We start from the raw sequence: 23,335 nt of genomic DNA, 5'->3' as shown, positions 1-23,335 counted from the left end.
CCTTGTTTCAATCATACTTTACGTATGTTAAATAGAAGTTTAAATATTGTTAAATTTAGATTAAGTAAATATTTGGTACAATATTTAACAAAGACTTAACAGCTTCTTAATAATAATTTAAAGAGGATGTAGTAAATTAATATCAGAAAATTTACGAAGGGGGAAAAACCAGAGTGAGATGGAATATGCATATGAGAAAGAGTTGGTAGGGATTAAAGTAAAAAAGCGAAGGAAAAGATCCATGAAAGAAATTTGGGAATTTGTTCTCTTAGTATCTCCTACTTTTATTTTATTGACGAGTTTTGTATTTTTACCATTTTTAAAAACGTTGTACACAAGTTTTTGTATTACTGACTTTAATGCTAATGTAAAGAAGTTTGTAGGATTTGCAAACTATATTAATTTACTTACCTCTCCGGATTTTTTAAATAGTCTTTTAGTTACATCAAAGTATGTTGTAGTTAATACAATGTTCTCTATTGTTGGAGGTTTAGTATTAGCATTAAGCGTTGATAACAACAAATATTTCAAGAAGTTTTTTAAAATCTCCTTCACGTTACCTATTTCTCTTTCATCAGCTTCAGCTGCTATTGTGTGGGGAATTTTATTTAATCCCACTGTAAGCATTATTAACTATGTGTTAGAATCATTTTGCTTTTCCAAAATTGAGTGGTTGACAGACCCCAAAGTAGCTCTATACTCTATAGTATTAATAAATGCATGGCAGAACATTCCCTTTAATTTTCTGTTTTTACTTGCAGGACTTCAGAATATTCCTCAAGAGTTATATGAGGTTGCAGAAATTGATGGAGCAAATTTTGCGAAAAAGTTAACAAAAATTGTTTTACCCCTCCTTACACCATCGCTGTTTTTTACTCTTGTTATAAATGTAATAGACTCATTTCAGCAATTTACGGTAGTTCATATATTAACAAGAGGCGGTCCAGTAAATTCGACAAAATTTTTAGTGTATCTAATATATCAAGATGCCTTTTTCAATTTTAAATTTGCTCAAGCATGTGCTGAATCTATTATATTGTTTGTGTTGTTACTATTGCTTACCATTATTCAGTTTAAAGTACTGGAAAAGAAGGTGTTTTACCAATGAAAAGAAAAATGAAGGTAAAGGATATACAACTTTTGGCAACAAATGTCTTTATAACAGGTTTTATTTGCTTTCCTATAGTGTATATTTTTTACATGAGTCTTCAACCGGTGGCTAATATACTTTCTTATCCTCCTCGGTTCTCTTTTAAGAGTATTACTTTGGAGAACTACAGATCAGTATTCGTTCTAACTCCTTTGGTGAGGTTTATTATTAACAGTTTGTTAGTATCTGTTTCATCTACATTTTTACAAGTAGCATTGGCGTGTACATGTGCTTTTGCACTTTCATTTTACAAATATAAGATAAAAGATTTTCTTTTTCTTGTGATTTTATCTACCGTAATGATGCCCGCTCAGACAATTTTTATTGGTAATTATTTGATAATTCGCCAAATGGGACTTTTAAATACCTATGCTGCCTTAATTCTTCCCAACAGTGTTTCAGCTTTTGGAATATTTTTTATAAGACAGTATTTTAAGACCATACCATTTGAATTTTATGAAGCTGCTAAAGTAGAAGGATGCTCCAATTTTGATTATCTTTTTAAAATCTTAGTACCCCTTTCAAAGCCGGCAATAGGATCATTTATGATATATTCATTCGTAAGTGTTTGGAATCAATATATGTGGCCGCTTTTAGTAACTGACAAGGATGAAATAAGAACTGTACAAATAGGAATAAGTATGCTGCAAGCGGCAGAACAACAGAACATAGGTTTAATTGCAGCTGGAGTGATAGTAGTAATACTACCAACTTTACTAATTTTTATCATTGGGCATGATCAACTTATCAAAGGACTGACAGCAGGTGCTTTAAAGAGTTAATAATTGGAGAAATTTTTCTTATTTCAAAAATGTAGGCGTTTGCAAAATAGGTGGTGATTGAAGGTAAAAGGCACCAATACTAACATGAAATACAATCAAGATACAAAAAGAAAAGAGAAGTGAAAACCAAATATTATCAATACCAACAAAAATAATCAGCAACAAACATATGACAAAAATTAACAACTTCAAAAAAGACAATAATATCCTAAGCCTTCTTAACTCCTTGTTTTAGAAGGTTAAGTAAAAACAAAACCAGAAATTTTTTGTAAGAAATAGATTTAAAAAATAGTAGTATTAAGCGATAAGTTTTTTGAGCTTGTTAAGTTTTTTGATAGTCAATTTAGAGCAATAGAGTTTGATATTGTGAGCGAGAATAAACAAGAGCGAGAAAGTAATGGCAGATAGCAAGAAATCAGAGAAAATAGAAATATGGTCATAAGTAGAGATAGTATCAGAGCCCATGTAGGATTTCAGGTGGTAAATAGTCTGCTCTACAGCGACACGTTTTTTGTAGAGGTCAAAAAACTCTTGTGAATTTCTGTTGATACCTGGGAAAGAGCGAAAGTTATCTGGGTATGTATAGAACATTCTACCCGATTTAGAGGTAGTACAAGGCTGAGGGCAAGAGCAGATGCGTTTGCCATCTTTGTATTGTGACATAGGGCAAGTCCATTTAAGGCGCAAAGAGCGATTTTTACCCTGACATTTGCCTTCGGGTTTAAAAGGTTTGTTGAACTTTTTGCAGATAGGGATACCATCTTCAGAAATAACGATATTGGGGTCTGATGTAGGTGTAGTATTTTTAGAAGCTCTTGTATTTAGTGGAATAACGATTTTGGAGAAGTTAAAGGTATTTTTTAAAGTGGAGTATATGTTGTGGGAATCCAAAGCACTGTCGGCGATGAAAGTGGAGAAATTTTTGGGGATATAAGAGAATAAAGTTTCGAGCGAAGGAATTAAACCTTTAGAGTCGGAGATAGCTTTTGCTTCTTGTGGGTCAGAGGAAGGGGAATCATAGTTAAACAGAGGTACTAAAGCTAAAGGGATACCGAGAGCGTTGGTAATGACTGCAAATTTTAAAGCCCAGCAGAAATGGCCATTTACAAACATAAGACGGATGTTAGAATTAGCGTTAGCAGTTTTAGGCAAAGAAGAATAAACGAGAGAGTAGACTTTTTCAGAGGGAAGTTCAGGGTTAGCTTTTGAGGTATTTTTCAGCAGTAGATGAATGAATTTAGGATTGTTTTCACGAACCTTTGGGACAATACCTGTTGTGTCGAAGATTAAGATTGAAGAATCTTGAGGGCATTGTTGGATGGAAATATTATGTGCATGGATAGAGATATTTTGAAAAAGTTTATGGATTTCACTTGCAAATATTTTTCTAAAGCGAGAGAGAGTAGAGATAGAAGGGACATTGCCATGAAGATTACAAAATGAGCGAAGTTCGAATGAGTTGAGTAAGACAGCACGAAGCTGAGTTAAAGTATTGAGTTTGAGCAATTTTTGGACGAGGAAGCAACAAAGCATAGATTCTAAAGAGAAGTATCTATGCTTACCGAAATATTTGTAGTAGGCATTGTAGAAAGAAGAAGGTATATAATGTGACAAGTCAATGAATTTATTGAACAAGCCCAAGAGGCTTTCAGGCTTGTAGAGAGCCAAAGCCTTTAGGTGGGAGAATAGGTCTATGAAAGAAAGTTGTTTAGGTTTGGTGTTGAACATTTTGGAACCCTCCTCATAGTAGAAAATTTGTTTTATATAATCATATTTTACTACAATTATGAGGAGGGTGACCAGTCTTTTTTGATTCTATGTAAAGCTTGATAACGCTCATCTTGAGCGTTTTTGCAAAAGGCTACTTATTTCAAAAATGAATAGGGAGGTAATTGAAAATGAGTTGGAATAAAAAGCTTAAATCTTGTTTTTTTGCTGTAATGTCTATACTCATGATAGTAAATCTTCTGGTATTTAATTTTAAACCTGTGTATTCTAAATCTTCATCCCCCGGCCAAATAATATTTTGGCATTCGATGGGAAGCAATTTAGGCAAAACGCTTCAACATTTAGTGGATGAATATAACTTAAAGAAAAAAAATGTGAAAGTTGTAGCCCAATATCAAGGTTCCTATGATGACATGATTACAAAATTGAAAACATCCCAGGCTGCAAAAAGAGGTCCTGATATTGTTCAGGTTTATGAGATTGGAACACGATTTATGTTAGATAGTGGTTGGGTCGTTCCAATGCAAAAATTTGTAGACGCAGATAGGTTTAATCTAAAACAAATTGAACCCAATCTTTTGGCATATTATACAGTAGAAAATACGTTGTGGTCAATGCCGTTTAACTCTTCAACTCCTATCCTTTATTACAATAAAACAGCTTTTAGAGAAGTAAACCTTGATCCTAACAAACCTCCGAAAACTTTTAATGATGTCGAAACATATGGGATGAAACTTCTAAAAAAAGATGAAAAAGGCAAAGTAATACGGTATGGCTTTTCAATGGCTATTTATGGTTGGTATTTTGAACAGTTGTTAGCAAAGCAAGGAGCTTTATATGTGAACAATGGGAATGGAAGAGAAAAGAGGGCAACAAAGGTAGTATTTAATAGTGAAGCAGGAAAAAATATTTTAAGATGGTGGAAAAGGCTAATTGATAAAGGAGTAGCAGGAAATTTTGGGCGCAACTATGATGACACTATCAATGCTTTTATCTCAGGTAAGACATGTATGATAGTTGCTTCTACTGCTTCATTAAAAACTATATTAGACGGGGCAGGAAAGAAATTTGAAGTAGGGACAGGCTTTATTCCAGCTTTAAATAATACTAAAAATGGTGGAGTAATAATAGGTGGTGCTTCACTATGGATTTTGAAAAATCGGGAAGATCTATATCAAAAATCAGCGTGGGATTTTGTAAAATTTTTAGTATCAACAACATCTCAGTTATATTGGCATCGAAATACTGGATATTTCCCAATAAATAGAGGAGTCTATTCGTTAAAAGAAATGAATGAACATTTGAAGAAATTTCCTCAGTTCAAAACTGCGATCGACCAACTACATGCGACTCCTATAAATTATGCAACTCGTGGTGCTTTGATCGGTGTGTTTCCAGAAGCGCGTCAGATTATTGAAGAGAGTATAGAAAAAGTAATCGTAAAAAACTATTCTATTGATAAAGCGTTAAAAGAAGCAGAAGAAAAGATAAATAAAGCTATAAAAGATTATAACCAAATTTTTGGATATTAAATTTAGGAAATAGGAAATAATAATGATGATACTATATCTTAATTGTAATTATTATTAGCCCTTGCGTAAATGTTCATTGATGTTTCTTCACGCAAGGGCTACATTTGTATTAAAATCAAGAAAGCGATAATATTTTCTTCTTATTCAAGTTTTTTCTATTTAGTATTATTATAAAACTTTTCACTGCGGTAGATATTTTCACCCTATTCAATATCAAACTTTCTAATTTCCTTGACTTTAAAAAGCAGATTATTTTAAAATTAATAAAGCTCCCTATTAAACTTTCAAAGGAGGCTTCTAAAACACCAAAATGCTAACCCAAAGAGACGACATCAGAAACGTTGCTATAATTGCCCATGTTGACCATGGTAAAACAACCCTTGTAGATAGCATGCTAAAACAAAGTGGAATATTCCGTGAAAATCAAGTGGTTGAAGAAAGAGTTTTAGATTCAAACCAGCTTGAAAGAGAAAAAGGAATTACCATAATGGCAAAAAACACTGCCGTTATATACAAAGGCATAAAGATAAATATCATAGACACACCGGGCCATGCAGACTTTGGAAGTGAAGTTGAAAGGTCGCTTGTCATGGCAGATGGTGTGCTTTTGGTTGTAGATGCCTATGAAGGTCCGATGCCCCAGACAAAGTTTGTTTTAAGAAAAGCCCTTCAGCTTAAGCTCAAACCAATTGTTGTTATAAATAAAATTGACAGGCCTTTTGCAAGGCCATATGAGGTTTTGGACAAGGTTTTGGACCTGTTTATTGAACTTGGAGCAGACGAAGACCAGCTTGACTTTCCATATGTTTTTGCATCAGCAAAAGAGGGGATTGCCAAGTTTGATTTGGATGATGAGAGCAAAAATTTAGAGCCACTTTTTGAGATGATAGTAAAAAATATCCCCGCCCCCTCTGGGTATATTGATGCACCTTTTCAAATGATTGTGACATCAATCGACTATGACAACTACTTGGGAAGGATTGCAATTGGTAAGGTTGTAAGAGGAAGTGTAAAGGTTGGTCAGCAGGTTGCAGTTTGCACAAAAGAAGAAGGTGTGCTACAAAAGACAAGGGTTACAAAGCTTTACCAGTTTGAGGGGCTCAAAAGAGTTGAGTGTTTTGATGCAAAATTTGGTGATATCATTGCAATTGCAGGAATTGAAGGAATAAACATTGGGCAGACAGTGGCAGATGTGGAAAATCCAGAACCTTTGGAGTTTGTCAAGATTGATGAGCCAACAATCTCCATGATATTTTCAACAAACGACTCACCTTTTGCAGGAAAAGAAGGTGAGTATGTAACATCAAGGCACTTACGAGAGCGCCTTTTTAAGGAGCTTGAGAGAAATGTAGGATTGAAAGTTGAGGAGACCGACTCACCCGATTCATTTAAGGTGTCAGGAAGAGGGGAGCTTCACCTTGCAATCTTAATTGAGACTATGAGAAGAGAGGGCTATGAGTTTCAGGTTTCAAAGCCGCAGGTTATAACAAAGATTGTAAATGGTGAGCTTTATGAGCCGTATGAATATTTGATAATTGATGTTCCAGAAGAGTTTATGGGCACTGTCATGGAAAAATTGGGTCCGCGAAGGGCACAGCTTCAAAATATGACTATCTTAAACGATGGATTTATGCGCCTTGAGTTTATAATACCTGCAAGAGGACTTATAGGTTTTAGGTCTGAGTTTTTGACAGATACCAAGGGTAATGGCATTATGAACCATGTGTTTTATGACTATATGCCACATGCTGGTGATATTCCAGAAAGAAACAGAGGAGCACTTATAGCTTTTGAAACTGGAGAGGCTGTAACATATGGTCTTTACAATGCCCAGGAGAGAGGTCGGCTTTTCATTGGCCCAGGAACTCAGGTGTATGAAGGTATGATTGTTGGTGAAAGTTCGCGCCCAGAAGATATTGTTGTGAATGTTTGCAAGAAAAAACACCTAACAAATATGCGCTCAGCAACAGCTGATGAAGCTTTGAGACTCACCCCGCCTGTTGAGCTTTCGCTTGAAGAGTGTATAGAGTTTTTGGCAGAGGATGAACTTTTGGAAGTGACACCAAAGAGCTTAAGGCTTAGGAAAAAGATTTTAAATCATGAGATGCGAAAGAAGATGGAGGCAAGAATCAAAAAAGAAGAAAAGGAGCCTGTTTATTGACGGCTCTTTTTCTTTTTGGGTTTTCATTGTGGTATAATATGAGCATGAAAACCAAAGAAAAGTTTTGGGGTAAATAGTACTATGAGATTATGGCAAAAAAGTTTTAAATATTATTTGGTTGTATTACTCTTCTTAGTCTTAATGGTCTCACTTGTTTATGTATCACTCAAACCTCAAAGAGAAAAAGTAATCGAAGCTGTGGTTGAGATTCCACAGAATACGTCAACAAAAGATGTTGCTATGATTTTGAAGAAAAATGGGATTATAAGAAACCCATACTTTTTTATGTTTTATGTCAAACTCAACAACTACAAATTAGCAGCAGGAAAATACAAACTTTCGTCTGATATGACATATAGAGAGCTTTGCAGAGCTCTTGAAAAAGGTTTTGTTCCAAAAGTTGCTATTAAGTTTACTATTCCAGAAGGGTTTACAGTTGAGCAAATTGCCAAAAAACTTCAAAGTCTTGGACTTGTAGATGAAAACAAGTTTTTGGAAACTGTGAATAGTTATGACTTTAATTTTAAGTATAAATACAGTTCAAAAGAAGTAAAGTACAAGCTTGAAGGGTTTTTGTTCCCCGATACATATGAAGTATATCCTGGCACTTCAGAAAAGGATATTATTAAAATGATGCTAAATAGATTTTTAGAAGTGTATGAAAGCATAAAGGATAAAAAGACAACAAATTTAGATGATATTCAAACAGTTATACTTGCTTCAATTGTTGAAAAAGAGGCAAAAAAAGATAGCGAAAGAGGGATTATTGCTGGTGTGTTTTTAAACAGGTTACAAAGAGGCATAAAACTTGAAAGCTGTGCAACGGTAGAATACGTCTTACCTGTTCACAAAGAGGTTCTTTCTTTGCAAGATGTGAAGATAAAATCTACGTACAATACATACCTAAAAAAAGGACTGCCGCCTTCTGCTATCTGCAGCCCTGGCAGAAAAAGTCTTCTTGCAGCTTTAGCTCCTGCAAAAACAGATTATCTATTTTTTGTTGCCAAAAAGGATGGAACTCATATATTTTCAAAGACATTTGAAGACCATTTGAAGGCTCAAAAACAAATAGAAGAAGGGAAAAAATAAAAATGGATATATCGCAGGACATTTTAAACCAGTTTATAAGAAGTAAGCTTACAAATATGGATCCAAGACTTTCTAAGATTGAAAAGGAGGCTCAAAAGAGAAATATACCAATAGTTTCAAAAGAGGTATCGCGCCTTTTAACGATACTTTCAATGCTGAAAAAACCAAAGAGAATATTGGAGATTGGCACTGCAGTGGGATTTTCAACGCTGTCCATGCACCTTGGCTGTCCTGAAGCAAAGATTATTACAATAGAGATGGACTTTGACATGGTCATGGAGGCTAAGAAAAATATAAAAGAGTTTGGTGCACAGGACAAAATAGTTGTTATTGGTGGTGAGGCGGAAGAGGTTTTAGAGGCAATTGAAGGTGAGTTTGACATGATATTTTTTGATGCCGCAAAAGCTCAGTACATTGATTATTTCAACCTTACCAAGGAGAAGATGGCTAAAAATTGCCTCCTTATATGTGACAACGTGCTTTTTAAGGGAATGGTTGTGGGAAGAAGATATCTTAAGAGAAGGATGATAACAATTGCAAAGAGAATGAACAAGTTCATAAAAATGATAGAAGATGACCCTGACTTTGTAATGACACTTCTTCCTATCAGCGATGGAGTGTTGATAGCCGTAAGGAAGTAGAAAAAAGGTTTGTGGAGGTTTTTGAGAAGATGATGAAGATAAAAAAGCCTGAGCTTGTTGCACCTGCGGGCGATTTGGAAAAGCTCAAAACTGCAATTTTGTACGGGGCAGACAGTGTGTATATTGGTGGTAAAGAATTTGGACTTAGAAAATATGCGGGCAATTTTGATTTTGATGAGATGAAAGAAGGCATTGATTTTGCACACAAACATGGTAAAAAGGTGTATCTTACAGCTAACATATTCGCAAGGAATGAAGATATTAAGAAAATAGATGAATTTTTTGACATTATAAAAAACTTTGAATTTGACGGAATAATTGTGTCCGACCCAGGGATATTCATGAAAGCTAAAAAGCTTGGGATACCAATTCATATAAGCACTCAGGCAAATACAACAAACTATGAGTCTGCTCGTTTTTGGTACGAGCTTGGTGCAAAAAGAATTGTGCTTGCAAGAGAGCTGTCTTTAGATGAAATCAAAGAAATAAGAGAGAATATCCCCGAGAGCCTTGAGCTTGAGGCTTTTGTTCATGGAGCGGTCTGTATTTCATATTCAGGCAGGTGTTTTCTAAGTGCGTATATGACATACAGAGACGCAAACAGAGGCGAGTGTGCTCATCCGTGCAGGTATAAATATTATGTCATGGAAGAAAAAAGACCAGGCCAGTATTTTGAGGTGTTTGAAGATGTTGATGGCACGTATATTTTTAACTCAAAAGACCTTTGCATGGTTGAGCACATTGACAAGCTTGCTTTTGCAGGTATTGACGCTTTTAAGATTGAAGGGAGAATGAAAAGTAGTTTCTACGTTGCAACAGTTGTAAGTGTGTACAGAAAAGCAATTGACAAGTTTATAAAAGACCCTGAACATTTTGAACCTGAAAAAGAGTGGCTTGAAGAAATTGCAAAGTGTTCTCACAGAAGTTACACAACAAACTTTTATTTTGGAAAGCCAGATCATGACGACTATAGGTTTGAGTCAAGCAAATATGTTAGAGAATATGAATTTGTGGGAATTGTCAAAGAGGTGCTAAATGACGGCTGGGCTGTGGTTGAGCAAAGAAATAGGTTTTTCAAAGGAGATACTGTTGAGGTTATGCTTCCAAACGGGACATATTTTATACAAAGGATAGATAGAATTTATGACCTTGAAGGAAATTCCTTAGATGTTGTTCCTCATGCCCAGCAGCTTACAAAAATAAAATTCGACAGGCCTGTTGTAGAGTTTGCAATGCTAAGAAAGAAGGTAGAAAATTAAAAATTAATGGTGGACATGCAACAAAATGGGGGAATGAGCATAAACTATATGCTGACCTTAAAAAGTGTGGCGGGGCTCTTGACAATGTTTTACATCGAAAACCAGAGCTCATTCCCCCAACCGATGTCTTCTGAAGAAGAAGAAATGTATCTGAACAAGATGTGGGAAGGCTGCAAAGAGGCGCGAAATATTCTCATTGAAAAAAATCTGCGTCTTGTTGCGCATATAGCAAAAAAATACACATTTTCATTCCCAAATTTAACAGATGATATCATTTCTGTTGGGACAATTGGCCTTATAAAAGCAATTGAGACTTATTCTACAGCTAAGTGCACAAAGCTTTCCACATATGCAGCAAAATGTATCGAGAACGAGATACTGATGTATCTTAGGCAGAACAAAAAATTTTTGTCCCAGCTTTCACTTGAAAATCCGATTGGCAGCGACAAGGACGGAAATGAGATAACGCTCATGGACGTTTTGCAAAACGACCAGGACGATATAGACGAGCAGGTTGATTTAAAAATCCAGATAAAAAATCTTTTGAAAAAGCTTGACAAAATTTTAAAAGGTCGCGAAAAAAAGATCATTGAGCTCAGATACGGGCTTAAAAATGGCATAGAAAGAACACAGATGGAGGTTGCAAACCTGCTTGGCATCTCCCGCTCATACGTCTCACGAATAGAGAAAAAGGCACTTCAAAAACTCTATGGGGAGCTTCAGAATCTGAATAATGGCATATAAAATGGTCGGGATGACAGGACTTGAACCTGCGACCTCTTGGTCCCGAACCAAGCGCGCTACCAAACTGCGCCACATCCCGACCTTTTGCTTTATATGTTTTTTAAAATGAAGTTTACAAACCTCTATTTATCATTATATAATAATTTTCAAAAAAATCAATCGAAAAAGGGGAATAAAATTGAGGCTTATAAGAAAAAGATTTTACCCAGAAGAAGAGATAGATATCTCATCTGACCAAATTGTCTACCTCGACGAACAAGTATTGGTCACCAAGTGGCTGCCAATCAAAAAAAGAGAGGATATCAAATGGGGAGCTTCTTGCATATACTTTGACAAAGGAATAAAAATTAGCAAAGTCTATGGACATGATGATAGACTAATTTATACCTATTGTGATATCATTAATACACGGAAAGATGAAGAAAAGATTGTCACAGAAGATCTGCTTGTTGATGTTGTGGTATATCCTGACGGCAGCTACAGAATAATGGACATAGATGAGCTTGTAATGCTGAGAAGAGAAAATAAAATCTCTGAAGAGATGGTTTTAGATGCGCTTCACAAGCTAAATTTTCTTTTAAACGACATTTACAATGGCTTTGAACTGGACAAGGTAGAAGAGTATCTTAAGAAAAAGGAGTGAAAACTTAGATGATAATTATTGGTGAGAAAATAAATTCAACAGTCAAAAACGTTGCAGAGGCTATAAAAAATGAAGATTACAATTTCATAGTATCCCTTGCAGAAAAGCAGGCAAAAGCAGGTGCTCATTATATAGATGTAAACGCTGGGGCGTTTGTTGACCTTGAGGCGGAAATACTAAAAAAGATGGTTCAAAGCATTCAAAGCAAAGTTGACACCCCACTTTCAATTGACAGTCCACGACCAGAGGTAATTTCTGAGGTTATGAAAGTCTACAAAGGACAAAGAGCAATTTTCAATTCTGTCATATATGAGCAAGGAATCTTAAACAAAGCTCTGCCCGTGATAAAAGAGTACAACATGAAAGTTGTTGCACTTTTGATGGAAGATAGTGGCATTCCAGAAGACCCAAAAGAGAGGCTTGAGATAGCAAAACGACTTGTTGACAGATTTGACAAGGAAGGAATCTTGCTTGAGGACATTTTTTTGGACCCGATGGTTCAGCCAGTTTCTGTGGATAAAAGATATGTTGATATTGTACTTGAGACAATCAGGCTTTTGAGGAATGAGTTTGAGAATGTGAATATCATATGCGGACTTTCAAATATATCCTTTGGCTTGCCAAAAAGAAGGTGGATAAACAGAGCATTTTTGCCTATTGCAATCTACTTTGGACTCAACAGCTGTATTGCTGACCCTCTTGACGATGTTTTAATGAAGCTCATTTATGCTTCTGAGACTTTGTCTGGGCAGGATGAGTTTTGTATGGAATATATAACAAAAGCGCGGGAAGGCTTTTTAGATTAAAAAAGCATATGAAAAGGTGAAAAGATGCTAAGGGTTTCGAAAGTAGCTGAAAAAAGCTTAGCTCATAAATGCGGTATCGTAGAAGGAGATATGATTTTGAGCATAAATGGTAATAAAATTAATGATCTTCTTGACTATATGTATTACTCCAAGGATGAAAGTCTTGTAATAGAATATATAAGAGACGGCAATATCCAAAAAATAGGGCTTATAAATAGAAAAGTAAAGCCTCTTGGGATAGAATTTGAATATGAGAATGTAAAAAGGTGCACAAACAAATGTATATTTTGTTTTATTGACCAGCTTCCCAAAGGAATGAGAGATACCTTATATGTCAAAGACGATGACACCGTTCTTTCGGTTTTAAGTGGTAACTATATCACCCTTACCAACCTGACTACAGAAGATTTTGAGAGAATAGTTAAGTTTCACTTGAGCCCTTTGAAAATCTCTGTGCACACAACAGACCCGCAGCTTCGAAAATTTATTCTTAAAAATCCCAAAGCTTCTTTGATTTTAAAGCAACTTGAATATTTGTCAAGCCACAACATTGAATTTGATGTTCAAATAGTTTTGATGAAAAATATCAACGATAAAGATAATCTTGACAGGACCATATCAAGCCTTGCAAACTTCTATCCAAACCTTCGGTCAATTGCAGTTGTGCCTGTTGGACTTACCAAGTATAGAGAGGGGCTTTTTGAGCTTGAGCCTTTTTCAAAAGAGGATGCAAAAGAGGTTCTTTTGCAGATATCAAAATGGCAAAAAGAGTTTGAAAGAAGATTTGGAACCAAACTTGTATTTGCTTCAGATGAGTTTTATGTAAAGGCAGAAGAGAAAATACCTGATTATAGATTTTATGAAGAGTTCAGACAAATTGAAAATGGGGTGGGTCTTCTTGCCCTTTTTAAAAAACAGTTTTTAAGTAGCTTAAAAAAACTAAAACCAAATGTTAAATTAAAAAAACTTATAACTCTTGTGACATCTGTGGCAGCATATAAGTTTATGAAAGAACTAATTGAAACTTTTAACCAGAAATACCCAAATATAAAGGTTGATGTTGTGGCTATTGTCAATAATTTTTTTGGTGAAAATGTCACTGTTGCAGGGCTTTTAACGGGCCAGGATATTATAAGCCAGCTAAAGTGCAGAGAACTTGGGGATTATGTTTTGGTCCCTGCATGTGCTCTCAATCATGAAAATAAATTCTTGGATGATGTTCATATAGATGATGTTGCCAAAGAAATAAAAAAGCCTGTATATCCTGTGCAAAATCATGGCAGAAAACTTTTATATTACCTTTTGAAAGGTGGTGAGAGGAATTGAAGCCAACAGTTGCAATAGTTGGAAGACCAAATGTGGGTAAGTCAACACTTTTTAACAGACTCATTGGCGAAAGACGGGCAATTGTGGATGACACACCGGGTATTACCCGTGACAGGATAATTGGTGAGACAGAATGGAGAGGAATCACTTTTAATGTGATTGACACTGGCGGAATTGAACCCTATTCTGAAGACATAATATTAAAACAAATGAGAAGACAAGCCCAGTTTGCAATTGATATGTCTGACGTTATTATTTTCATGGTTGATGGCAAGACTGGTCTTACTGATGCAGACAGAGAAGTTGCCAACATGCTCAGAACCTCAAAAAAACCAATTGTTCTTGCTGTAAATAAGATTGATAATATTTCGCAGCAGGCTATGATATATGAGTTTTATGAGCTTGGGCTTTCTGACCCGATAGCTATGTCTGCTGAGCACGGAACAGGAGTTGGAGATGTTTTAGATGCAGTTGTTAATTATTTAAATAAAGAGGGAATAAATGAAATAGAGGAAGGTACAATAAAGGTGGCGATAATAGGGAAGCCAAACACAGGAAAGTCCTCTCTTGTAAATTATATTCTTGGTGAGGAAAGGGTTATTGTGAGCGATATTCCTGGAACAACGCGCGATGCGATAGATTCTACATTCGAATTTGAAGGCATTCCTATAACTTTGATTGACACGGCAGGACTTAGACGAAAAAGCAAGATATATGACAACGTGGAAAGGTATAGTATGCTGAGAACTCTTCAGGCAATAGAAAGAAGTGATATCTGTATAATTTTACTGGATGGAACAGAAAATGTTTCTGAACAAGATGCAAAGGTTGCAGGATATGCTTATGAGGCTGGGAAAGGTTGTATTGTGGCAGTCAACAAATGGGATGCTGTTGAGAAGGATGAAAAAACTGCAGATGAGTACAAAAAACAGATAGAAGAAAAGCTCAGTTTTCTAAAATTTGCACCGGTACTTTTTATTTCGGCAAAAACAGGGTTCAGAGTCAAGAAGCTGCTTGAGACAGTATTATATGTATATGGCAATTATACACGAAGAATAACCACCGGTCAGTTAAATGATGTTTTAGCAGAAGCAACCACAATCTATCAGCCACCAAGCGACAAAGGAAAGCAACTCAAAATCTATTACATGACTCAGGTGGGTGAAAAACCGCCCAAAATAGCTATTTTTGTGAACAGCAAGGACCTGTTTCATTTTTCATATCAACGGTATATTGAGAATTATTTGAGAAAAACCTTCGACTTTACTGGAGTTCCGATAATATTTCTTATTAGAGAGAAAGGGGAACAGGACAAATGAAAGCACTTCAGATTTTGATTGTCCTTGCGGTGGGTTATTTACTGGGAAGCGTTCTTCCAGCCCTCATAATCGGCAAGATGGTAAATGGTATTGATATTAGAAAGTATGGGAGTGGAAATCCTGGAACAACAAATGTTTTGAGGACTCTTGGAATTGGTCCTGCAATTTTGGTTTTTGCAATTGACGTTTTAAAAGGTGTTGTTGCAACCCTGTTTGCAAAGATAGTAATGCCAGATGACGTTGTACTTGGTATTACTTTAGCTGGATTTGCGGTTATTTGGGGGCATACTTTCCCACTTTATTTCGGGTTCAGGGGAGGAAAGGCAGCGGCAACTTCAATTGGTGTTGCGCTTGTTGCAACACCTACCATAACCATTGTTGTGATTGCTTTAGCGCTTATTGTTCTTCTACTGAAAAGGTACATGTCTTTGACAGTGATTGTTGGAGCAATTTTGTATTTCTTTGCAGTTCTGATATTTGAAAGAGAGTATTGGTTTTTAGCTTTAATTATTTTAGTGGTTATAATCGTAAGACACAGAGAAAATATTAAAAGGCTTTTAAATGGCACAGAAAGAAAGGTAGGGGAAAGGGTTAAGCTTCAATAAACAAAATGAATTCGTATAGTAAAATAGCTGCTTACTATTCAAAATTTTCGTCATTGTTTTTTAGTAGGAAAGACATTCTCAGATTTATTGAAAAAAGTTTTTTGAATTTTGGAGTTAAAAAAGATTGTAAGATATTGGACATAGGGTGTGCAGATGCCAAACTGCTATTTCTTTTAAAAAGGAGAAGTTTTAAAAAACTTTATGGAATTGATATTTCTTCAAAGATGATAGAGCTTGCTTTCAAAAGAGCCGTTTTAAAAGGGATAAAGCTTTACAATCTGAATTTTTTGAATTTTACGTCCAGAAAGAAGTTTGATGCTGCTCTGTGCACAGTGGATGTTGTAAATCACATTCCTAAGAAAGAGATATTTGGCTTTTTTAAAAATGCCAATACCATTTTGAAGAAAAATGGAATATTTATTTTTGATATAAATACCAAAGAATACCTACAAAAGCTTGGCAAGAGAAGATTTATTGTCAAAAAAATTGGAGGAACACTTTTGAGATGGAAGTTTAGCTTGAGCTCAAGGTATCTCAAAATAAATTTCTCAGTAAGAGAAAAAAATGGTGAGAATGTTTCGGAAGATGTATACCAGTTTATATATGACGAGGAATTTATTGAGAATACCTTAAAAGACTGCGGTTTTGAGGTCTTGAAGAAAGTGTATGATTATAGGCTGCCTTTTAAAACCAAATTTTCATCAAAAGTGTGCTATGTGTGTAAGAAGATTTGGTGAATAATAATATCTCAAAAGAGAGAATAATATTCTGTGTAAATCATTTTTGAAGAAGGTGGATTTTTAAAGATGCGAGGAAGAGTTAAATGGTTTAATCCCGAAAAAGGTTATGGGTTTATAAGTGCTGACAATGGCGAAGATGTGTTTGTGCACTTCTCTGCTATCAATATGGAGGGGTACAAGACACTTGCAGAAGGGCAGACGGTTGAGTTTGACATTGTGAAGACAGAAAGAGGCAATCAGGCTATGAATGTAAGGAAAGTAAAATGAGCTTCTGGCAGTTTTGCTGGAAGCTTTTTTGTTTTTGGATTAAAATAGACTTATATAACTCTCAATAAATTGAATTTCGGAGGGAGAATTTATATGGCACAGATCTTGAGAGCTCTGTCAAAAGACAAAAACATAGCAATCTTTATCATGGACTCAACAGATATAGTAGAATATGCGCGCAAAATACATAACCTTCCACCCATCCCTGCAGCAGCTTTAGGAAGGTTATTGACAGCAACATCTATGATGGGTGTTATGTTAAAAGGTGAAAATCATTCTGTGTCAGTTCAAATATCATGTTCAGGTGTACTCAAAGGCTTGGTTGCTGTTTCTGACTCAAAAGGGAATGTAAAGGGATATGTAAAAAACAAAGAGGTGCTCACAGAGATTGATGAGAGAGGGAAGTTAAATGTAAAAGGAGCAATTGGAGAAGGCACGCTCACGGTTATAAAGGATTTGGGATTGAAAGAACCCTATATAGGTCAAATTGAACTTGTATCTGGCGAAATAGCAGAGGATATAACACACTATTTTGCTCTGTCAGAACAAATTCCCTCAGCTGTTGCGCTTGGTGTTCTAATTGACAGAGATGAAAGTATAAAGTCAGCAGGAGGCTTTATTATTCAGGTTTTACCTGAGACAGATGAGAAAGTTATTTTGGACCTGGAGCAGAAATTGAAAAATTTTACGAACATCTCATCAGTACTTGAAAATAAAAGCATTGAAGAGATTGTAAAAGAACTTTTTGGCAAAATAGAATATGAAGTGTTAGCTAAGCATCAGCCAGTGTACAAGTGTGACTGTTCTAAAGAAAAGGTGGAATCTATAATTCCGCTTTTAAAAGATGAAGAAATTTCAGATGAGACCATCGAAATTGTATGCAGTTTTTGCGAGAAAAAATACTATTTTTCCAAGGAAGAAGCTTTTAAAATTAAATATGGTGAATAATAAAGAGAAAAATCGAGATTTATTTAGCAATAGTAAGAAGAAGCTAAATTTTGAGCTAAAACGGCTGAATTTAATAAAAATTTGCCCAAAAAATACTATTGAAAAAACCACGCATCTTAAGTATAATAAAACATGTCGCCGCTGATTGAAGCGGCGGTTGAAAAAACGGGCGGTTAGCTCAGCTGGGAGAGCACCTGCCTTACAAGCAGGGGGTCGCAGGTTCGAGCCCTGCACTGCCCACCATCTAAAATGGCCCAGTAGCTCAGTCGGTTAGAGCGCCAGCCTGTCACGCTGGAGGTCGAGGGTTCGAGTCCCTTCTGGGTCGCCAGCTAAAAATAAATGTGCCTCGGTAGCTCAGTTGGTAGAGCAGAGGACTGAAAATCCTCGTGTCGGTGGTTCGATTCCGCCCCGAGGCACCATCTTTCAAGATGAGCGGGAATAGCTCAGGTGGTAGAGCGCTACCTTGCCAAGGTAGATGTCGCGGGTTCGAGTCCCGTTTCCCGCTCCAAAATTTTATATAAGAAAAAAATATGGCGCCATAGCCAAGCGGTAAGGCAAGGGTCTGCAAAATCCTGATTCCCCGGTTCAAATCCGGGTGGCGCCTCCAGTATGTGAAAATTATCAAACCTGCTCAAAAGAAGTGAGCAGGTTTTTGTTTTTCTAAAGAAGGATTTTTTGAGCTTTGTGTCGAATAAAAATATATTGTACGCTTTTTTAAAGGTTGTCAAATTATTGACAAGAAATTTTACTTAAGGAGGGATTGCAGTGGGAGCCTACATAGCTTTAATCTATGGAGTTATTGTATTTGCAATTCTTGTAATCATTGGTCTTGTCAGGTTTATCTTTTCTCAAGAAAAAGGCAATGAAAAGATGCAGGAGATTGCAGGTGCAATCAGAGAAGGTGCCATGGCATTTTTAAACAGGCAGTACAAAACTATTGGTATTCTTGCGTTGATTGTAGCTGTTATAATCATCATTGCAAACTATTTTGGTAACCTTTCAAAAGGTTCGTCACAGGCTGCTTCGATTGCTTTTCATATAGGTTTTGCTTTTATAACAGGTGCACTATGCTCAGCAATATCTGGGTATTTGGGAATGTATATTGCAGTGAATTCTAATGTCAGAGCTGCAGCAGGTGCAAGAAAAGGCCTGAACAGAGCCTTGCAGATAGCTCTTCGTGGCGGTGCAGTGACAGGGTTGGCTGTGACCGCGCTGTCGCTTTTGGGTGTTGCGACACTGTTTTTACTGTACGGAGGAGCTTCTGGAAAAGAAAATCTTATAAAAGAGGCACCTTCGCTGATTGTTGGTTTTGGATTTGGTGCATCGTTTGTGGCTCTCTTTGCTCAGCTGGGCGGTGGAATTTATACAAAGGCTGCTGACGTTGGCGCTGACCTTGTTGGTAAGGTAGAAGCAGGAATTCCTGAAGATGACCCAAGAAACCCAGCTGTTGTTGCTGACCTTGTTGGTGACAATGTTGGAGACTGTGCAGGTCGTGGTGCAGACCTTTTTGAGTCAACAGCAGCTGAGAATATAGGTGCTATGATATTGGGTGTTGCACTGTATCCGGTGTTCGGATGGAAGGGAATTTTGTTCCCGCTTGTTGCACGTGCGATAGGTATTGTTTCGTCTGTCATTGGACTTTTCTTTGTAAACACGAAAGACGAGAGTAAGGACCCAATGAAGGCTTTGAATAAAGGATATTTTGTGACCACGATTTTGAACTTGCTTGTTTTGATATTTGTAGTAAAGGCAATGTTAAGTGGAGAGCTTCCAAATGGTCAGAAAGTTAACTGGTGGCTTTTATATGGTTCTGCAGTTACAGGAATTATACTGAGCTATATTTTCGTATGGCTTACAGACTTTTATACCTCATATCACTACAGACCTGTTCAGGAGATAGCCAAAGCTTCAACAACTGGTCCTGCAACAAATATCATAACAGGTATGTCTGTTGGTATGGAATCAACGGCACTGCCAGTTATATTTATCTCAATTGCAATTTATATTGCATACAAGCTTGGTCAGCACGCACTTCCTGGGTTTGCAAACGGAGGACTTTACGGAACAGCAATTGCGACAATGGGTATGCTTTCAACCTGTGCATACATTTTAGCAATGGACACATTTGGACCGATTACAGACAATGCAGGTGGTATCACTGAGATGTCAGGTGCACCTGAAGAGGTAAGAAATGTTACAGACAGGCTTGATGCCTGCGGCAATACTACAAAAGCCTTGACAAAAGGTTATGCTATTGGTTCTGCGGCACTTGCAACTTTCTTACTTTTCTCTGCTTACCTTGATGAGGTCAAAAAGATACTGGGAAGACCACTTGAGTCTTGGTTCTCTGTTGATATTGGAAAACCTGAAGTATTCATCGGTGCATTTATCGGTGCGATGGTTGTTTACCTTTTCAGCTCAACAGCAATAAGGGCGGTTGGAAGAGCAGCACAATATGTTATTTTAGAAGTAAGACGTCAATTCAAAGAAATCCCAGGTATCATGGAAGGAAGAGCAAAGCCAGATTATGCAAAATGTGTTGACATTGTTACAAAAGGTGCTTTGAAAGAGATGGTTGTTCCTGGTATGATAGTTGTTATTGCGCCAATACTTGTTGGAATACTTCTTGGTAAAGAGGCAGCAGCAGGATTTTTAATGATAGGTACTATTGCAGGTGTTATCTTGGCACTTTTCCTCAACAATGGCGGTGGTGCTTGGGACAATGCAAAGAAGTTCATAGAACTTGGTAACTACGGTGGTAAGAGGTCTGATGCGCACAAGGCAGCAGTTGTTGGTGATACTGTAGGTGACCCATGCAAAGACACAGCAGGTCCGTCCTTGCATGTTCTTGTAAAGCTTATATCAACAATTACTCTTGTGTTTGTATCGCTCTTTAGATAAGGGTTTATTGAGAAAATAGAGGCAAAAGGGAAGAAGGGAAGCTACAGTCCTTCTTCCCTTCTTTGTTTTTGAGAATTGAAGCTAAGGATTGAATTTGAGTTTGCTTATACAGAAAATAAATTAAAGTTGTTAAACAATTTTCAAAAATGGTATAATAAAATTAGGAAATGAATAGGGGGGAGCACAGATGGGTCTTTTTGGTTTAGGTGTTCCAAAACAGATAAAAGAGCTGGGACGCGACATCTGTGAGCCGCTTGATGTTGAGTACATTGAAGGTCATCCTGATATTAAGTATCAAGGCAGGATGAAGCTGCATGTGTGTCAGAATGGTTTTTATCTGATTGACCCATCTAAAAAACATTTCGGAATTGTTAAGTGGACAGATTTTAAAGATGCATACCCCAGCAAGACAGGTGACAGAAGAACAGTGATTGCAACAAATAATTTCAAGATTTATTTACTTGGGATTGAAGAAAGGGTTTGCGAGGTTTTGACAAAGAGGATGGCAAGCTAAGGTGAGGTAAGTATATGCTTGAAAGGTGTTTTGTAAGGAGAGGGACTGCGCTTTGCAGTCCTTTATTTTTTGGACTAAATATGTCAAAATATTTACTCTTCTACAGAAAAATATATTGAGGTGGGAATTTTTAATTTAATCGAGATCTAAACTCAAAAAATGAAATTACTTTGACGAAAAAAAGCAAAATTGATCATTGACAAAGTTGCAAGTAGTTGTATAAAATTTTAACAGAAAACTACAGGGAATAAGTGGTTAAAAGATTAATTGTAGCAAAAATCATAATAGAACAAGAAAAAAACACAAAAGCTATATTTAGCAAAAGTATACGGATAATGAGTGGAAAATACTGCTATGTAAGACAGAGGAATATACTAAGATTAGAGCAATCTTACTTTTGATGTACGGTCACAATCTCTATTGTGCGCATAGGAGGTGTGATAAAAAAATTAACGAGGAGGTTATTGAATGAAATTAAAGAAAGAAGTTTTGAGATTATTGGGTTTAAAAAAAGAATTTCCACAAAGGTAACAACTGATAATAATCTTACTCGATCTGAAAAAGAAAAAATAATAAACGAAGGCAAGATGAATTTTAGAGAGAAGACTAAAAAAGTTCTATTAAAATATGAATTTGAACCGGTGAGTTCTGTTTATAGTAAAACGGTTATAACAAAATATTTTTGGACTTTCATCATAATTGGAGAACGATATCTTTGGCACCTTCTGCTTCGATTTCTAATGTGGGACTCAATGGCGCTGGCTATTCACTTAATGTATCTTACTCCCATGTCAATAAATGTTGGCAAAGATGCAGCGGTGGCCAAACAATTAATTAAAATTCAAATTTTAGGAGTGATTCAATATTGAACAAAAAAATGATTGGAAAGGCGCTTTAACCATTATAGGAACAATAACCTTTGTTTTTATGTTTACAGCTTTCTTTATATTCCAAGATACAAACGTAAGTCTTTTGTTTATTCTTTCAGTTTTAACTGCTACCTATATATATCAAACTATTTTTAGTCAGAAATAAAAATATGATTCAATGACAATAGTTAGGGTGGGCAAAAAGTAAATAATTGCCTACCCCTGTTTATTTTGTTTATTAGTTTGATCCTGGTACAAAAATTTTGTCCGTAAAATACAATAATTAAATCCAAAAACATACTTCTCAGTATATTGTCATAGCTGCTCTGGTGTTGCATATTCTCTTGATTTTCACAAATGTAAATGGAAAGAACAACTGAGAAGAGACTTAGTAACTTTTTTGGAGGGTAACTGTAATGTCTTTTCCAATTTATATTGCCGCTGAATTAACAAAAAAATTTGGGAATAAAATGGTTATAGATAAACTGAGTTTTGAAATATATGAAAATGAATTCGTTTATTTAAAAGGAGCAAATGGAGCAGGAAAGACTACGCTACTCAATATTATTGCAAAGTTAGATAATTTATGGAGTGGTGAATTAAAATTTAAAGGCGTAAGCTTAAAAAAGATAAAATTACATAATTATCCAATCAGTTATATACCAGATACACCTATTTTTTATGAAGGTTTAACAGTAAAAGAGCATTTGAATTTTATATCCTCAATGTATGGTTTAAAAGACGAAGAAGCAAGAGAAATCGTAGATATATATGTTAGTGTATTTAATTTAAAGGAATATTTGAATTATTTGCCTTCTCAACTTTCGCGTGGTAATAAGCAAAAAGTAATGCTGTGTTGTGGTTTGCTAAAGGATTTTGAGGTGTTAATAGCTGACGAGCCATTTAATTTTTTGGATTCTGATTCTATTAAGGCTTTATTTGAAATATTATCTATAATAAAAAGTAGTGGAAAGACTATAATATTAACATCGCATGAAGTTGAGTATATAAAAAGTTTGATAGACAGAGAGATTGAACTTAAGAGGAGTGTAGAGTAAAGTGTTAAAGTTGCTTTTAGTTGAATATAAAGATAAACTACGAATGCAAATGTTGATATTTAAACGTTCTGGAGTAATAATTGTATTTGGATTGATATTATTATTTTGGATAATGCCAAATTTGATTGATACCCATTATTTAAATAAATTAAATTATTTAGCAAATAGATGGATGATCTTTTCAGCTATTACATTATTCTTTACTTTGAAGATATATATATCTAAAAATACTAACATCTATATTTATTTTCCT

Annotated in this window: 21 protein-coding genes and 6 tRNA genes; 25 read left to right on the top strand and 2 right to left on the bottom strand. The window is 35.8% G+C overall.

Translation table 11 applies throughout. The annotated features are described in order from the left end of the window. The first annotated feature begins 178 nt into the window (after positions 1-178). Together CALHY_RS09890 and CALHY_RS09885 are read left to right on the top strand one after the other, a co-directional pair. Positions 179-1,108, top strand: coding sequence for a carbohydrate ABC transporter permease (locus CALHY_RS09890; protein ID WP_013403811.1), 930 nt, complete (start codon positions 179-181; stop codon positions 1,106-1,108). Then, positions 1,105-1,932, top strand: coding sequence for a carbohydrate ABC transporter permease (locus CALHY_RS09885; RefSeq protein WP_013403810.1), 828 nt, complete (start codon positions 1,105-1,107; stop codon positions 1,930-1,932). Before CALHY_RS09890 ends, CALHY_RS09885 begins: the two co-directional genes overlap by 4 nt. A 297-nt stretch (positions 1,933-2,229) precedes the next feature. On the opposite strand, the gene CALHY_RS09875 is transcribed toward CALHY_RS09885, so the two are convergent. Beyond that, the gene (locus tag CALHY_RS09875) at positions 2,230-3,660 is read right to left on the bottom strand and encodes an ISNCY-like element ISCahy1 family transposase (protein WP_013402620.1); all 1,431 of its coding nucleotides are present in this window, start codon (positions 3,658-3,660) and stop codon (positions 2,230-2,232) included. A gap of 170 nt (positions 3,661-3,830) precedes the next feature. On the opposite strand from CALHY_RS09875, the gene CALHY_RS09870 reads away from it, so the two are divergent. From CALHY_RS09870 to sigK, 6 genes are all read left to right on the top strand, one after another. Further along, a complete protein-coding gene (locus CALHY_RS09870) occupies positions 3,831-5,192 on the top strand; it encodes an ABC transporter substrate-binding protein (RefSeq protein ID WP_013403809.1) in 1,362 nt (453 codons plus the stop codon). A 310-nt stretch (positions 5,193-5,502) separates the two neighbouring features. After that, positions 5,503-7,353, top strand: coding sequence for a translational GTPase TypA (gene typA, locus CALHY_RS09865; RefSeq protein WP_013403808.1), 1,851 nt, complete (start codon positions 5,503-5,505; stop codon positions 7,351-7,353). An 81-nt stretch (positions 7,354-7,434) separates the two neighbouring features. Next, on the top strand, positions 7,435-8,442 hold the full coding sequence (gene mltG / locus CALHY_RS09860; protein ID WP_013403807.1) for an endolytic transglycosylase MltG: 1,008 nt from the start codon (positions 7,435-7,437) through the stop codon (positions 8,440-8,442). A 2-nt stretch (positions 8,443-8,444) separates the two neighbouring features. Next, complete coding sequence (locus CALHY_RS09855; protein ID WP_013403806.1) at positions 8,445-9,083, top strand: O-methyltransferase; 639 nt, start codon at positions 8,445-8,447, stop codon at positions 9,081-9,083. A gap of 29 nt (positions 9,084-9,112) precedes the next feature. Further along, positions 9,113-10,342: a peptidase U32 family protein gene (locus tag CALHY_RS09850; RefSeq protein WP_013403805.1), complete on the top strand. Its 1,230-nt coding sequence runs from the start codon at positions 9,113-9,115 to the stop codon at positions 10,340-10,342. A 33-nt stretch (positions 10,343-10,375) separates the two neighbouring features. Then, entirely contained in the window at positions 10,376-11,086 is a 711-nt protein-coding gene (gene sigK, locus CALHY_RS09845; protein ID WP_274376855.1) for an RNA polymerase sporulation sigma factor SigK, read from the top strand. Between the two features lie 2 nt (positions 11,087-11,088). Here sigK and CALHY_RS09840 read toward each other — a convergent pair. Beyond that, positions 11,089-11,165: transfer RNA gene (locus tag CALHY_RS09840), tRNA-Pro, on the bottom strand. 99 nt (positions 11,166-11,264) lie between these two features. Between CALHY_RS09840 and CALHY_RS09835 the strand changes: the two genes are divergently transcribed. The 17 genes from CALHY_RS09835 to CALHY_RS09755 all read left to right on the top strand — a co-directional run bounded on the left by CALHY_RS09835 (position 11,265) and on the right by CALHY_RS09755 (position 23,082). Next, the gene (locus CALHY_RS09835) at positions 11,265-11,729 is read left to right on the top strand and encodes a DUF402 domain-containing protein (protein WP_013403803.1); all 465 of its coding nucleotides are present in this window, start codon (positions 11,265-11,267) and stop codon (positions 11,727-11,729) included. A gap of 8 nt (positions 11,730-11,737) precedes the next feature. Next, positions 11,738-12,535 carry a dihydropteroate synthase gene (locus CALHY_RS09830; protein ID WP_013403802.1) on the top strand — a complete coding sequence of 266 codons (798 nt, stop codon included), beginning with the start codon at positions 11,738-11,740 and terminating at the stop codon, positions 12,533-12,535. A gap of 24 nt (positions 12,536-12,559) precedes the next feature. Then, positions 12,560-13,861 carry a DUF512 domain-containing protein gene (locus CALHY_RS09825; RefSeq protein ID WP_013403801.1) on the top strand — a complete coding sequence of 434 codons (1,302 nt, stop codon included), beginning with the start codon at positions 12,560-12,562 and terminating at the stop codon, positions 13,859-13,861. Then, the gene (gene der, locus CALHY_RS09820; protein WP_013403800.1) at positions 13,858-15,180 is read left to right on the top strand and encodes a ribosome biogenesis GTPase Der; all 1,323 of its coding nucleotides are present in this window, start codon (positions 13,858-13,860) and stop codon (positions 15,178-15,180) included. The genes CALHY_RS09825 and der overlap by 4 nt, the downstream gene beginning before the upstream one ends. Next, complete coding sequence (gene plsY / locus CALHY_RS09815; RefSeq protein ID WP_013403799.1) at positions 15,177-15,785, top strand: glycerol-3-phosphate 1-O-acyltransferase PlsY; 609 nt, start codon at positions 15,177-15,179, stop codon at positions 15,783-15,785. Before der ends, plsY begins: the two co-directional genes overlap by 4 nt. Before the next feature lie 5 nt (positions 15,786-15,790). Continuing rightward, positions 15,791-16,522, top strand: a complete 732-nt coding sequence (locus tag CALHY_RS09810; protein WP_013403798.1) for a class I SAM-dependent methyltransferase — start codon at positions 15,791-15,793, stop codon at positions 16,520-16,522. A gap of 69 nt (positions 16,523-16,591) precedes the next feature. Then, positions 16,592-16,792: a cold-shock protein gene (locus CALHY_RS09805; protein WP_013290001.1), complete on the top strand. Its 201-nt coding sequence runs from the start codon at positions 16,592-16,594 to the stop codon at positions 16,790-16,792. Positions 16,793-16,885: 93 nt separating this feature from the next. Next, on the top strand, positions 16,886-17,740 hold the full coding sequence (gene hslO / locus CALHY_RS09800; protein ID WP_013403797.1) for an Hsp33 family molecular chaperone HslO: 855 nt from the start codon (positions 16,886-16,888) through the stop codon (positions 17,738-17,740). Positions 17,741-17,907: 167 nt separating this feature from the next. Next, positions 17,908-17,983, top strand: a tRNA-Val gene (locus tag CALHY_RS09795). Between the two features lie 8 nt (positions 17,984-17,991). Next, a tRNA-Asp gene (locus CALHY_RS09790) sits at positions 17,992-18,068 on the top strand. Between the two features lie 15 nt (positions 18,069-18,083). Further along, a tRNA-Phe gene (locus tag CALHY_RS09785) sits at positions 18,084-18,159 on the top strand. 13 nt (positions 18,160-18,172) lie between these two features. Continuing rightward, positions 18,173-18,248: transfer RNA gene (locus CALHY_RS09780), tRNA-Gly, on the top strand. Positions 18,249-18,272: 24 nt separating this feature from the next. Then, positions 18,273-18,347, top strand: a tRNA-Cys gene (locus CALHY_RS09775). Positions 18,348-18,505: 158 nt separating this feature from the next. Further along, positions 18,506-20,641, top strand: coding sequence for a sodium-translocating pyrophosphatase (locus tag CALHY_RS09770; RefSeq protein ID WP_013403796.1), 2,136 nt, complete (start codon positions 18,506-18,508; stop codon positions 20,639-20,641). Between the two features lie 187 nt (positions 20,642-20,828). Next, complete coding sequence (locus CALHY_RS09765) at positions 20,829-21,155, top strand: hypothetical protein (protein WP_013403795.1); 327 nt, start codon at positions 20,829-20,831, stop codon at positions 21,153-21,155. Positions 21,156-21,619: 464 nt separating this feature from the next. Beyond that, a complete protein-coding gene (locus tag CALHY_RS09760; protein ID WP_013403794.1) occupies positions 21,620-22,024 on the top strand; it encodes a hypothetical protein in 405 nt (134 codons plus the stop codon). Positions 22,025-22,440: 416 nt separating this feature from the next. Further along, positions 22,441-23,082 (top strand): ATP-binding cassette domain-containing protein, encoded by a 642-nt coding sequence (locus CALHY_RS09755; RefSeq protein WP_013403793.1) that lies wholly within the window; start codon positions 22,441-22,443, stop codon positions 23,080-23,082. Positions 23,083-23,335 lie beyond the last annotated feature (253 nt).

The sequence above is a fragment of the Caldicellulosiruptor hydrothermalis 108 genome (assembly GCF_000166355.1).
Lineage (GTDB): Bacteria > Bacillota > Thermoanaerobacteria > Caldicellulosiruptorales > Caldicellulosiruptoraceae > Caldicellulosiruptor > Caldicellulosiruptor hydrothermalis.
This window is presented reverse-complemented; position numbering and strand designations above follow the sequence as displayed.